The sequence below is a fragment of the Sphingobium wenxiniae genome (assembly GCF_007830065.1).
GTDB lineage: Bacteria > Pseudomonadota > Alphaproteobacteria > Sphingomonadales > Sphingomonadaceae > Sphingobium > Sphingobium wenxiniae.
On the sequence record NZ_VLKK01000026.1, the window covers coordinates 16,352 to 29,085 of the forward strand.

Here is a 12,734-nt window from a genome sequence, read left to right on the forward strand (position 1 = left end):
ATAGCGTCCACAGAACGACCGTTGGGGAGACGCACGGCATGGGCGATATTCTGGGCTATGCCCGCGTCAGCACCGGCGATCAGGATGTTTCGGGCCAAACCATGCGACTGGAGAAGGCCGGCGCCATCAAGGTGTTTACCGACGTCATGTCGGGCAAGAGCATGGAGCGGCCCGGTCTGGCCGAACTGATCGCCTATGCGCGTAAGGGTGATACCCTAGCGGTGGTCCGCCTCGATCGGCTCGGGCGCTCGTTGGCCGAATTGCTCGCCACGGTCGAGACGCTACGCGGCCAGGGCATCGCTCTTCTGAGTCTTGAGGAAAAGATCGACACATCGTCGGCCGCCGGCGAACTCATCTTCCATGTGTTCGGGGCCATTGCCCATTTCGAGCGACGGCTGATTTCCGAGCGGACCAGGGACGGCATCGCTGCCGCACGCGCCAAGGGCAAGCAGCCTGGCCGTCAGCCGCTCGACATGTCCAAGGTGGATGCCGCGATCAAACTGGTTGAAGCCCGTATCTCGCCGACCGAAGCGGCGCGGCAACTCGGCATCGGCCGATCGACTATCTATCGCGAAATGCGCCGCCTTGGCGTGGAAAGGCCTGCCTGAATGTCCAGACCGAAATCCGCTCACGATCTTTCCGGATTGATGAAGTACTTGGGCCGTGCGCCCTGGGACGAGATGATGGACGAGATGCTCGTCGCGCATCTTGGCCCGGCCTGCGATGCGATGGATCTTGAGCCTGATGATATATTCGACATCATCGGCGATCATTGGGAGGCGCAGCTGTGGGGCTGTGCTTTCGAAGACTTGCTCACACAGGAACTCGAGCCTGAAGGCCTCAATCTCGTCGATGAGTATCTCAAGCGCCGGGGCTGGAACGAGAAAGCGCCGAACAAGGCTTACATGCGCGCACTGCGCGATACGGTGATGTCGCTCTATGAGGTTAGCGAGGTCGTCCCCGGGCAGTCGATGACCTTGCGGGATCTTCTGCGCGATATTGCGCCGGTCACGGTGCGCGAACATAGCGCAACGCAGACCCTTGTTAACTGGGACAAGATCGCCGCACGGGTCATCGAGGTGAATGGCCGCCATGGGATTTCCGGCGCCTTATTACCGTTCAGCCCGGACGGCGCCGGGCGAGTGATCGAGGCCTTTTCCCAACTTGAAGACGATGGGCCAGGTACTGACCGACTGTCCCCTCCCGAAAGGGAAGGCCTCCTAAAAGCGTCAGGTCCGATTTTCACCAATATCTGGCTGCTTGATTGTCTGGGCAAGGCCATGTCCGGCAGCGTGCCGGAAATGGTCAATGCCGATGGCGATGATCTTGTGTTCCACCGTATCGTGTTCCCCCTGGCGAAGGGCGTGATCGGCAAGAGCGTGGTTCGCAGGCTGAACGCGGCGCAATGGCTGGAACCTGCGAGCGATACGTTCTGGAACTGGCTGGCGCCAGTGACGAAGAACAGGAAACCACGAACGACCAAAGGCGGGCAGGCTTTTGTGACAACCATGGAGGACGGCACACCTGTTTTTGCCAATGTCGAACTGGTGGGTCGCAAACTGATCGTTGAGGTCAATAGCGCCGCCCGCGCGGAGCAAGCGATCACGCATATGCGCGAATGGCTCGGTGATTGCGTGAGCACACCTATGACCGAAATTCGGACTATGGCCCAGTTCATGGCCGATGACGCCGCCCGCGCTCCGCAGGAAGAGCCGCTCGATATCCCGTCGGACGAAAGGGAGCGCATCGTTCATGAGATGCTGACACGCGAATATACCAAAACGCTTGATGAAGCGGTGCCCGCCCTCGGCAACAAGACACCGCGGGCTTTGGCCCGTACAAAGGCAGGCCGGGCGAAAGTTGCCGACTGGCTAAAATATATAGAGAATGGTGCGGCAAAATCCGGGACTGGCGAGCCAATGGCCACCTATGATTTTACGTGGATGTGGCAAGAGCTGGGGCTGATTGACTTCCGCCGTTGACCGCCCTCACATCGCCGTTCTGGTATTGTTCGGGTTTAGCGTTGTCTGGCGTACCATCCACGCGATGCCCTCATGCGCGCAATTGCTCCGGCGCTAGCAATTGGCAATACTGTTGTCCTAAAGCCGGATCCACGTACCTCGGTTAGCGGTGGCCTGCTTCTGCAACAGCTTTTGGTTGCTGCTGGTCTGCCGGAGGGGGTTTTTCATGTCGTACCAGGACAGGCAGACGCCGGCGAAGCACTCTGTACCCACCCAAAGGTGGCTATGATTCAGTTCACAGGTTCGACGGCAGTCGGGAGGAAGATTGGTGCACTTGCGGGGGGCCATCTCAAGAAGCTTTCGCTCGAACTCGGAGGGAAGAATTCACTGATCATTCTTGATGATGCTGACCTCGATATTGCAGCGAGCAATGCGGCATGGAGCGCATTCCTTCATCAAGGACAAATTTGCATGGCGAGTGGCCGGATACTCGTGCATGAATCGATACACGATCAACTTTTGGAACGAATCGTGGCCAAGGCTGGTGGTTTACCCTTGGGCGATCCTTCGGCTTCGGAGTGCGCTATCGGCCCGTTGATTGGTGAGCCGCAAGCGACAAAGGCGCGTGCGTTAGTTGATGCTGCAGTGGCTGAAGGCGCGATGCTTGTTACTGGTGGTAAGAATACAGGGGCATTTTTTACACCGGCAGTATTAACAGGCGTTAAGCCAGGGATGAGAGCCTTTGAGGAAGAATTTTTTGCTCCTGTTGCCTCGTTGACTAAGTTTAGAACAGACGAGGAGGCGATCGATCTCGCCAACGCAACAGAATACGGATTGTCAGCTGCGATCATTTCAAACTCAACCTCGCGAGCACTTGCGATCGGCGAACGGTTGAATACGGGTCTTTTGCACATCAATGATCAAACAGTGGTCGATGAGGTTGTTAATCCATTTGGTGGTCGAGGAAATTCGGGCAATGGCACCAGCATTGGAGGGCCAGCAAATTGGGATGAATTCTCTCAGTGGCAATGGGTCACTATCAAGGACACTCCCATTCAGTACCCGTTCTGATTTTGTCCTATGGCAACAATAGAGGTCGCTTGAAGTACGATTGCCTTGTTGTGTCAATCGGCGCAACCGGGGACCGGGATCGGCGTGCAATAGGGGACCAGGGTTTGATGCGGGCTTATGCCGTGGCGGGACGCCTCCGGGCTACGCCCTCCGCCATCCCGCCACGGCATAAATCGGTTTTCTTTTGGACACCCTGATTTACCCGGCTTTGCAGTCATGATGGTCATGAAGCGCGTAGGCGGGTGCAGACTACGCGGGAGATTTACCTTTGGCTCGGCGCTTTCCGGTTCCACCGAGAGGGCGTTGCGCTGGTATCAGCGCGTGGGTTGCGCCGATCAAGCCGTGCTCGGCCGGGTTTCCCAGTAGAGGAAACGTTTGAAGTTGAAGGCGATGTTGACGAGGCCGATCTTGGTTCTGGCCCGCTCTATGCCGATGGTGCGGATGAACAGGTCCATCCGGTGCTTTTGGGTGGGCGATCCGATGGCCACCTATGATTTTACGTGGATGTGGGACGAACTGGGGCTGATCGACCTCCGGCGTTGACCGTCCTCACACCACCGTTCTGGTATTGTTCGGTCTTGGCGTTGTCTGGCGTACCATCCACGCTATGCCCTCATCTCGCGCAGGTTCATTACCAGCAGCGTGTTGATCGTATCGAATAATCCGGCATCGCGCCACGCGTAGAAATAGCGCCGCACGGTCGAGGCCGGTGGGAAGCATTTGGGCAGCAGTCGCCACGCGCATATCGGTCGTTCGACGTCGGCCGCCCGTCCTGGCAGGCGGAATGAACGGGGCCGCCAAAGCCCACTCCCGGTTCGTCATATCACTTGGATAACGCAAACCCTCCCGGCTATGCTCGCGCTGGGCGATACCGGTCCATGTCATGTTTCACTCCATCTCGTCGCAAGGACGGCGTGAATCACAACATACTGGTATCGCTCAACAACTTTCGGATCGGGCTCTTAAACCGTCAACATCGTGGCCTCACCGGATCGATGAGCATTTCCTGGGAGCCCAGCGCGAATTTGCGCAAGTAACTCGAACGGATCAACGGTGTGGGAAAGAGGTTGCCGGACTTGGCAATCCCTTCGACCTTGGCTGATGCTTCCTCGGGGATGGGCGTGGCGCAGACCCGAAGCGTTTCATCCATCTGTTCCGGGGTTCGCACGCCGACGATCGGGATGCGGCCATAGCTGGATTGCATCAGCCAGCGTAACGCAAGGTGTTGCGGAGAATACCCCGTTTCCGCCGTGATCGCCAGCAACCTCTCTCTCGCGCAAGCGAGTGCCGGGGAGAGCTTCTCGAGATTCTGGCGTTGAGGATTGTCGCCGCCTGAAAGCACGCCCGCTGCCATTGGACCCCAACAGAAACAGCCAAGATCCATTGTATCTGCCATTGGCAGAAGGTCTCGCTCCACCCCGCGTGACGCGGCATTGTATTCGAGTTGTATAGCAACAACAGGGGTACGTCTTTGCTGTTCGGCGATCGTGACTGCCCTGGCTGCCAGCCACGCCGGCGTGTCCGAGAGCCCGAAGTAGAGAAGCTTGCCGGCTGACACGAGGTCGTCGGCGGCACGCAGTATTTCGTCGAGCGGAGTCGTGAAATCCCAAAAGTGCATCCAAAACAGGTCGATTCGATCGGTTCCTAACCGTTTCAGGCTCGCCTCGACGGATTGGATCATGGAGCGACGGCTATTCCCGCCAGCAAGAGGGTGTGTTGAGGATGCTGCGGTATATTTGGTCGCGATGATCAGTTCGTTACGCCGGTCCTTGGCAAATCGACCGACAATTTCCTCGCCCCTCCCGTCGGCATAGTTCGGCGCACAATCGATTGTGGTACCGCCGGCATCGACAAAGCGAGCCAGGATATTTTGCGCAGTTTGCTCGGAGCAGCCCCAATTACGTTCATCGCCGAATGTCATCGTCCCCAGCGCGATTTCGGAGCTTCGTAGTCCTGAGCCTCCGACAAGTACCTGTTTTAGCATGTCGAACTGACCTCTCCCGAATTTTGTTTTAAGATGCACAGGCTGGATTGTTTGATCTTTATCAAAAATCACCATCAACATGCATAATAGCGATTGTCATGCATGCCAGATAGCACATAATTACTTATGGGGGAATATCACCATGTTAAATACCAAAATTTTGGTCGAGGACGATGCGTAGATTTGTGACGAATGCTTCATCGAAATCGATTGTGACGAGCTATTTAGCAACAATGTCAACTTTTCTTCGGACCGTAAGCTCGAGCGCTCGTTTGGAAAATGACAGTTAGCATACTTTGACTGGTGGAAGGAGATAGGCCACGATCCACCACCGCTTCCCATGGTTGCATCATGTCTTAGCCGATACCGCCAAGGGCTTCCAAGTCCTGTCCCACCACTGGACCGTTTCTGCCGCCTTGTCAAAACTGGGAGAAATCCATCGAAGGCTCAACCGCAGAGCGGCAAGATGCTGCTATCATTTATTAACTCACGAATTAGGCAGTTAGGTGCCTTTGACGAGGAAAGGCAGGACTGCCGCTCCTTTTTCATGTTCGCCTACTTCGCGGACCGTGCCGACAAGTTTAACCTTACGTCATTTTCGGGAAGTGGTTTCGACCCGCTGTTGCGGAGCTAACGGGCCATAAAAAGACAGGAATTGCGGATCCTCATGACATCGAGCGCAATCCATGCGCTCGGCAGGACTGATCTACCGCTTAATACATCGCAAAGCGAACGTTCATATGTCGGTCACGCGCGATAGACCAGTCAGGTCTATTATTTCGGGACGTCTCGCAGACCCCGCCCAAGAGCGATCAAACGTTCCGATGAGAGCTCAGTGGCTCTTTCGGACCATGCGTCGAGTTCTGAGACATCTAGGATGTCGATGGCACCTTCCTCGGAAATGAACCGCGCCCCGGAAAAGCTCTTGATGCAAAGAGCACCAGACGATCGCCGCGACAGGACACCGCTTACCACCAGGTCTCGGCGTTCGAGGACGACAGCGATCTCATCCATGGCGGCGCGAAGGGATTCAGGCTCCTGATGCCAGTTCGACAGCCGCTCTTCGATGACCTGCCGCTTCTGCGCAAGGGGCATTGCTTTTAACGTGTAGGAAAGAAACTTCTGCTTTTCGTGCGCGCAGAACCAGCGGGCCATGAACTGACTGACGCGGAAATCGAGCAGCGAGCAGCGGACAATAAAGCCACCGATCGCAGCATGTGCAGCGCACATTTCGGTTTCGGCTTCCTGGATTTCCATTATTTCTCTCCTAGGCAAACTGATCGGCCCAGCCAGTAGCCCATTCCCCGGCTACGTCTTCAGCCAGGGTGCCACTGGATGCGTCGTGCCGCTCGATTTCCACGAGGCGTGTTGCCCCACATGCGGCCATTACGGCGTCGAACCGATCCCCTGCTGCGCAGAACGTATCCGCATAGGTTCTGTCGCCTAGCGAAAAGATCGCATACTTCTTGTCGGCTAAGTCGGCACCGGTTTGCGCGCTTGCAAACAGTGCCTGTCCATTGTCCGGGATTTCGCCGTGGCCGTAAGTGGAGGTGACTATCACGATCAAGCCGAATTCTTCAAACGCCGAAGTATCGAGACCGTCCATCAATTGGCGTTCACAATCCAGGCCCGCACATGTAAGTGCGTCCTCGATTTCCTCGCCGCACATGTCGGCTAGACCGGTCATGGTGGCGACAAAAATGCCCACGCGGTTGTTTTCGCTCGACAACGCCCTCTCCGTTCGGAATTATGATTCGTACCTCACCCAAGTATGCAATATAAAGCACATATGCAAGCAAGCAATTCGAAAGCCGGACCCGAAGACTTACTCGGAAGCGTGGACATCGCGGAGCGCATTCGCGCGGCGCGGGCACGTGTCGGCCTTACAAGAAAGCAGTTGGCTACGGCGTCGGGCGCATCGGAACGTTACCTTGCACACCTGGAGGCGGGGACAGGCAATCCGTCTGTCGAGATGCTGTTATCGGTTGCCGATGCGCTGGGCATCGCAATAGCCGACCTGTTGCCGTTGGGTGGCGAGCGTGATCCGCTTGTCGCGCAAGTGGCGGCACTACTCCGCCGAATGCCGCCGGATCGCATTCGTGAGTTATTGGTGAGGCTGGGCAATCAGCCCGGTGACACGGAGGGGAAGGGCCGCCGGATCGCGCTTATAGGTATGCGTGGTGCGGGTAAGACCTCGCTTGGTTCTGCACTTGCGAAACGCTTGAATGCGCCGTTTTTTGAAGTTTCCAAGGAAGTGGAGAGGCGGTGTGGTGGCACTATAGCGGTGCTGTTGGAGATGAATGGAGCGAGGGCGTTGCACCGCTATGAATCCGAGGTCTTGGCCAGCATTTGCAGCAACAATTCGATGGCCGTGATCGCGGCACCGGGAGCGATCGTGGCGGATGGTAAATTGTACGATCAGCTAAGGCAGTCTGCGTGGACGGTCTGGCTAAAGGCGAATCCGGATGACCACATGGAACGCGTTATCGCTCAGGGTGATTTGCGTCCGATGTCCGAAAGCCGCGCGGCGATGAATGATCTCAAGGCCATATTGTTAGCGCGTGAAGTGGCATATGGCCAAGCAGACGCACAGGTCGACACCTCCGCTCAGGACCTCACTTCGACTCTTGGCATTTTGGAAGAGCTGGCAACGCAGCTGATCGCCTAACCCCAGACCAAATATGCAATATAATGCTTGTTCGATCTGGATCATTGTTTTATATTGCTCCTCGCATTCGGGACAGAGGAGCGATTCGCATGGCATCCAAGGCTGCAGAACTTGCACGGGTAGCGCCGACAATTTTCACTTACGATCAACGTGGCGAGAGCTATCGTCACTGGGAAGTCAGCATTGACGGCCGCGTTGCGACGGTTGCCATGAATGTCGATCCCGAAGGTGGCCTTGTCGAGGGCTACAAGCTGAAGCTGAACAGTTATGACCTTGGAGTCGACATGGAATTGCACGATATCGTGCAACGTTTGCGCTTCGAAAATCCCGAGGTGGCTTGCGTCGTCCTGACCAGCGGACAAGATCGGATTTTTTGTTCGGGTGCCAATATCTACATGCTAGGTACATCAAGCCACGCATGGAAGGTGAATTTTTGTAAATTCACCAACGAGACACGTAACGGGTTTGAGGATTCTAGCGAAAACGGAAGCCTCAAGTTTCTTGCCGCAGTCAACGGCACTTGTGCAGGTGGTGGCTATGAAGTCGCGCTTGCCTGTGACGATATCCTGTTGATCGATGACCGATCCTCGGCGGTCTCGCTACCCGAGGTTCCGCTGCTGGCTGTGCTTCCGGGCACCGGCGGTCTCACACGCGTCGTGGACAAGCGCAAGGTGCGCAAAGACCTCGCCGATGTGTTCTGCACCTCGGAAGAGGGTGTCCGAGGCCGTCGCGCTAAGGACTGGGGTCTTGTCGACGATATCGCCCCGCGCGGTCGTTGGGACGAGGCGGTCAAGGAGAAGGCTGAGGCGCTGGTCAACAAGAGCGCTCGACCGGTTTCGGCAAAGGGCGTAAAGCTTACTCCGCTCAATCGCACCATCGATGACTCGGGCTATCACTACGATACTGTCGATGTGATTTTCGATCGGGACCGGGGCGTCGTTACGTTGACCGTTTGTGCGCCGACCGATCTGCCGCCTGCGGGCGGAGACACCATGTGCGACCAAGGCATCGACTTCTGGCCATTCAAGATGGCTCGAGAACTCGATGATGCCATTTTGCTTTTGCGCACAAATAATCCGGAAATGGGCCTCTGGATTTTGAAGGCCGAGGGTAATGGCGAAAATGTCGTAGCCTATGACAACGCCATGATCGGGGCGAGAGACCATTGGTTCGTCAATGAGGTGATCGGGCTGCTGCGCCGTACGCTTTCCCGTCTTGATGTTTCATCCCGATCGATGTTTGCCGTGATAGAGCCGGGGTCGGCCTTTGCAGGCACTTTGGCGGAGTTCGCCTTTGCCGCGGACCGGTCCTACATGCTCGAACTGCTGGAAGACGTGTCGCGCAGCCCGATCATGCAGTTGAGCAAGGCGAATTTCGGGCTTTACCCGATGTGTAATGGCCTCACGCGCTTGCAGTCGCGCTTCCTTGGAATGCCGGAGCGTGTCGGCGAACTGGAAGACCTTGTCGAAACTGCGATCCCCTCAGGTGAGGCGCATGACCTAGGCTTGGTGACCTTCGCGCCGGACGATATCGATTGGGACGACGAAGTTCGTCTTGCCATCGATGAGCGCTGCGGCCTTTCGCCGGATGCGTTGACCGGCATGGAGGCCAGCCTGCGTTTTGCTGGGCCAGAAACCACCTGGTCCAAGGTCTTCGGGCGCCTTTCAGCGTGGCAGAATTGGATTTTCATACGCCCCAATGCGGTCGGAGAGGGGGGAGCATTGAAGCTCTTTGGTTCGGGCACTCGGGCGGAATTTGATCAGAAACGAGTCTGAAAAGTCCCTGTCGGCGATGGCCTGCTGGTCATGCGGGGCCGCCGAAATCAGCCGAATTATTCACGACACTCTGAAGTGGCCGGAGCCGCGGGAGAAGCAAAATGTCTATCGACTATCAAGCCAAGATACCGAATAACGTAGATCTGTCTAATGACCGGGCGCTGCAGCGTGCTTTGGAGCACTGGCAGCCTGCCTTCCTCGACTGGTGGAAAGATCTCGGCCCGACGACCTATCAAGGTCACGAAGTTTATCTGCGTACGGCGACTTCGGTCGATGCAAAAGGTTGGGCCACTTTCGGTCACGTGAAGATGCCCGATTACCGCTGGGGCATCTTCCTCGCCGACAAGCAGCCGGACCGGACAATTGGTTTCGGCGAGCATGCGGGCAAGCCGGCTTGGCAACAGGTTCCAGGGGAATACCGTTCGACGTTGCGGCGTCTGATCGTCACGCAAGGCGATACTGAACCGGCATCCGTTGAGCAGCAGCGCCTTTTGGCACTCACGGCCCCTTCACTTTACGATATGCGCAACCTGTTTCAGGTGAACGTGGAGGAGGGGCGCCATCTGTGGGCTATGGTCTATCTGCTTCACGCTTACTTTGGTCGCGATGGGCGCGAAGAGGCAGAGGAAATGCTCTTTCGTCACTCTGGCGATATCGACAACCCCCGCATCCTGGGCACGTTTAACGAGCCTATCGACGACTGGCTGTCGTTCTACATGTTCGCCTATTTCACGGACCGTGACGGCAAATATCAGCTCAAGTCACTGGCCGAGAGCGGGTTTGATCCCTTGGCCCGGACTTGCAGCTTCATGTTGACAGAGGAAGCGCACCATATGTTTGTGGGAGAAACCGGCGTGACCCGAGTAATCAAGCGTACGCTCGACGAGATGCAGAAGCTTGGCACTGATGATCCGGAAACGCTTCGCAAGTCGGGCGTGATCGACCTGCCGCTGATCCAGCGCTACATCAATTTCTGGTTCTCTTCCGCCCTCGATCTCTTCGGCGCGGAAATCAGCTCCAACGCGGCAACGTATTTCGCCAATGGGCTTAAGGGGCGTCCCGACGAGGGCACCTACGAAGACCACGATTGCTCGACCACGATCGAAAAAATCGAAACTCCGGACGGTGTCGAGGAAGTCGCCACACGGAATGCGATGAACTACATTACGCGTAATGCCTATATTCGCGACTGCGACATCGGCGTAACCCGTTGGAACCGCCTGATCAAGAAGGCAGGATTCGAATTTCAGCTCAAGCTGCCGTCGGAACGCTTTAACCGGAGTGTCGGAGTCTGGACCGGTATGAACTTCAATACCGATGGCAAGTCGACGTCGCGGGACGCGGTTCAGTCCGTGCTGCCCAGCGAGGCGGATCGCGGCTATGTGAAATCGCTTATGGTCGGTGTGACCGAGCCGGGCAAGTGCGCGAACTGGACCAGTCCGCCCGATCGCGGAATCAATAACATGCCGTTCGAGTTCGATTACGTGCGGGCAGCCTGACGAAGAGGGCGGACCGGTAAACCGGCCGCCCTTTCTATTGGGGAGAGGAACCCGATGAATACTGAACTGGGCCGAACGATTGATGACCTTCCTGACGTCTTCAATGCGGCGGAAGACCTGCTCATGCCCAACGTGGAGTCTCGTCCGGAAAAGGCGGCGATCATCGACTATCGCGGTATGGTGACCTATCGCGATCTTTACGATCGCGTAACGCGTATGACCGATGTCTTTGCGCGCCTCGGCGTGACGCGCGATCAGCGTGTGCTGCTCTGCCTGACGGACACACGGGATTTTCCTACCGTTTTCCTGGGGGCGATCCGCGCAGGTGTTATTCCGGTTCCGCTCAATACCCTGCTGACACCTGACGATTTCGGCTGGATCCTCTGTAATAGCGGAGCGGTGGCTGTGTTCGTCTCAGGCGACCTGGCGGATAAATGGACGGATATCGCCGCTAATCAACCCTATGTCCGTTTTATCAGCAGTGATGGTGGACCTTGGGCCGACCTTGAGGCGCTGATCGAAGGCGCTAATCCGATGACCGAACCTGCGGACACGCATCGCGATGACGTTGCGTTCTGGCTCTATACCTCTGGATCGACCGGTAGACCCAAGGGCGCAATGCATGCGCAAAGTTCAATGCGGTTGACTGCCAATCTCTATGCCATGGGAACGCTGGGGCTTCGTGAAAACGACAAGGTCTTGTCGATCGCCAAGCAGTTCTTCGCCTATGGGTTGGGCAACTCGTTGACGTTCCCTTACGCGGTGGGAGCAACCGTCGTGCTTTTCAACGGTCGTGCGACACCAGAGGCGATCAGCGAAGTAATCGTTGAAAACGACATTTCTGTGCTATGCGGCGTGCCGACATTCTTCGCTGGCTGGTTCGCTCATCCATCGTGTCCTACGGCAGAGCAGGCGCCGTCCTTGCGTATCGCGACATCGGCAGGCGAGGCGTTGCCTGCGCATGTGGGCCGGGTCTTTCGAGAACGGTTCGATGCAGACGTTCTCGATGGGCTGGGTTCGACCGAAATGTTGCACATCTTTATTTCCCAACGTCCGGGCGAGGTGCGTTTCGGATGCACCGGAAAAGTCGTTGATGGCTACCGTGTCCGGGTTGTAACTGAAAGCGGCGGAGAAGCGGCACCCGGCGAAATCGGAACCCTTCAGATCAATGGGCCGACTGCGGCCATCGGATACTGGCGCAATCGCGAAAAATCCCAGGTTACTTTCCAGGGCGAGTGGACGAATAGCGGAGACAAATACTCGATCGATGGCGATGGCTGGCTGACCTACGCCGGTCGCGCTGACGACATGTTGAAAGTTGGCGGCATCTATGTGTCGCCGATCGAGGTCGAGGAGGTCCTGGCCAGTCATCCCGAAGTGATCGAGGCGGCCGTAGTGGGCACCGAGGATTCGGATAACCTCTTGAAACCGCACGCATACGTGGTGGTTCACGCCGGAGTGGAAGCTGGTGGCGATTTGGAGGTAAGGTGTTGATTTCCACTGAGAGTTGACCCGGGAGGGGCATAAGTTTCCACTGAGAAGTGACCCATGTTTTGACTTCCCTCTGGCTGATTGGTCGGAGGATTCAGGAGTGATCGACATGGCGTTATTGAGTGTAATCCGGCGCTGGCATTTCCGGCAGCAGGTTCCGATCCGGGAGATCGAGCGGCGCACTGGTTTGTCGCGCAACACGATCCGCAAGTACCTGCGGGCGGACACGGTAGAGCCGCAGTTCAAGGTTCCCGAGCGGCCGAGCAAGCTGGACCCGTATGCGGA

At 56.8% G+C, this 12,734-nt stretch carries 11 protein-coding genes and 2 pseudogenes; 8 read left to right on the forward strand and 5 right to left on the reverse strand.

Annotated elements, in window-relative coordinates:
• Positions 1 to 38 precede the first annotated feature (38 nt).
• The 3 genes from IQ35_RS18680 (at position 39) to IQ35_RS18690 (ending at position 3,032) form a co-directional block, all read left to right on the forward strand.
• Positions 39 to 608 (forward strand): recombinase family protein, encoded by a 570-nt coding sequence (locus tag IQ35_RS18680; protein ID WP_017501669.1) that lies wholly within the window; start codon positions 39 to 41, stop codon positions 606 to 608.
• Positions 609 to 1,982, forward strand: coding sequence for a DUF7986 domain-containing protein (locus tag IQ35_RS18685; protein WP_046194048.1), 1,374 nt, complete (start codon positions 609 to 611; stop codon positions 1,980 to 1,982).
• A gap of 72 nt (positions 1,983 to 2,054) precedes the next feature.
• Positions 2,055 to 3,032: an aldehyde dehydrogenase family protein gene (locus IQ35_RS18690; protein ID WP_145075668.1), complete on the forward strand. Its 978-nt coding sequence runs from the start codon at positions 2,055 to 2,057 to the stop codon at positions 3,030 to 3,032.
• A gap of 335 nt (positions 3,033 to 3,367) precedes the next feature.
• Here IQ35_RS18690 and IQ35_RS21115 read toward each other — a convergent pair whose 3' ends face one another.
• The 5 genes and pseudogenes from IQ35_RS21115 to IQ35_RS18710 all read right to left on the reverse strand — a co-directional run bounded on the left by IQ35_RS21115 (position 3,368) and on the right by IQ35_RS18710 (position 6,745).
• Positions 3,368 to 3,520, reverse strand: coding sequence for a hypothetical protein (locus IQ35_RS21115; protein ID WP_158636707.1), 153 nt, complete (start codon positions 3,518 to 3,520; stop codon positions 3,368 to 3,370).
• A 126-nt stretch (positions 3,521 to 3,646) separates the two neighbouring features.
• Positions 3,647 to 3,917, reverse strand: a pseudogene (locus IQ35_RS18695) (transposase); the annotation flags it as partial.
• 85 nt (positions 3,918 to 4,002) lie between these two features.
• Entirely contained in the window at positions 4,003 to 5,097 is a 1,095-nt protein-coding gene (locus tag IQ35_RS18700; RefSeq protein ID WP_145075671.1) for an aldo/keto reductase, read from the reverse strand.
• Between the two features lie 693 nt (positions 5,098 to 5,790).
• The gene (locus IQ35_RS18705) at positions 5,791 to 6,273 is read right to left on the reverse strand and encodes a hypothetical protein (RefSeq protein WP_145075674.1); all 483 of its coding nucleotides are present in this window, start codon (positions 6,271 to 6,273) and stop codon (positions 5,791 to 5,793) included.
• 10 nt (positions 6,274 to 6,283) lie between these two features.
• Positions 6,284 to 6,745: a flavodoxin domain-containing protein gene (locus tag IQ35_RS18710; RefSeq protein ID WP_145075677.1), complete on the reverse strand. Its 462-nt coding sequence runs from the start codon at positions 6,743 to 6,745 to the stop codon at positions 6,284 to 6,286.
• Between the two features lie 60 nt (positions 6,746 to 6,805).
• On the opposite strand from IQ35_RS18710, the gene IQ35_RS18715 reads away from it, so the two are divergent.
• From IQ35_RS18715 to IQ35_RS18735, 5 genes and pseudogenes are all read left to right on the forward strand, one after another.
• A complete protein-coding gene (locus IQ35_RS18715; protein WP_158636708.1) occupies positions 6,806 to 7,684 on the forward strand; it encodes a shikimate kinase in 879 nt (292 codons plus the stop codon).
• 89 nt (positions 7,685 to 7,773) lie between these two features.
• Complete coding sequence (gene boxC, locus IQ35_RS18720) at positions 7,774 to 9,459, forward strand: 2,3-epoxybenzoyl-CoA dihydrolase (protein WP_145075683.1); 1,686 nt, start codon at positions 7,774 to 7,776, stop codon at positions 9,457 to 9,459.
• Between the two features lie 101 nt (positions 9,460 to 9,560).
• Positions 9,561 to 10,958, forward strand: a complete 1,398-nt coding sequence (gene boxB, locus IQ35_RS18725) for a benzoyl-CoA 2,3-epoxidase subunit BoxB (RefSeq protein ID WP_145075687.1) — start codon at positions 9,561 to 9,563, stop codon at positions 10,956 to 10,958.
• Positions 10,959 to 11,012: 54 nt separating this feature from the next.
• Entirely contained in the window at positions 11,013 to 12,452 is a 1,440-nt protein-coding gene (locus IQ35_RS18730; RefSeq protein ID WP_145075690.1) for a benzoate-CoA ligase family protein, read from the forward strand.
• A 106-nt stretch (positions 12,453 to 12,558) separates the two neighbouring features.
• Positions 12,559 to 12,734: pseudogene (locus tag IQ35_RS18735) on the forward strand (IS21 family transposase); the annotation flags it as partial.

Excerpts from the sequence above, each read along its gene's own strand:
- IQ35_RS18690 (WP_145075668.1), top strand. The coding sequence starts at position 2,055 with ATGCGCGCAATTGCTCCGGCGCTAGCAATTGGCAATACTGTTGTCCTA.
- boxC (WP_145075683.1), top strand. The coding sequence starts at position 7,774 with ATGGCATCCAAGGCTGCAGAACTTGCACGGGTAGCGCCGACAATTTTC.
- IQ35_RS18700 (WP_145075671.1), bottom strand. The coding sequence starts at position 5,097 with ATGTTGATGGTGATTTTTGATAAAGATCAAACAATCCAGCCTGTGCAT.
- IQ35_RS18715 (WP_158636708.1), top strand. The coding sequence starts at position 6,806 with ATGCAAGCAAGCAATTCGAAAGCCGGACCCGAAGACTTACTCGGAAGC.
- IQ35_RS18705 (WP_145075674.1), bottom strand. The coding sequence starts at position 6,273 with ATGGAAATCCAGGAAGCCGAAACCGAAATGTGCGCTGCACATGCTGCG.
- boxB (WP_145075687.1), top strand. The coding sequence starts at position 9,561 with ATGTCTATCGACTATCAAGCCAAGATACCGAATAACGTAGATCTGTCT.
- IQ35_RS18680 (WP_017501669.1), top strand. The coding sequence starts at position 39 with ATGGGCGATATTCTGGGCTATGCCCGCGTCAGCACCGGCGATCAGGAT.
- IQ35_RS18685 (WP_046194048.1), top strand. The coding sequence starts at position 609 with ATGTCCAGACCGAAATCCGCTCACGATCTTTCCGGATTGATGAAGTAC.
- IQ35_RS18730 (WP_145075690.1), top strand. The coding sequence starts at position 11,013 with ATGAATACTGAACTGGGCCGAACGATTGATGACCTTCCTGACGTCTTC.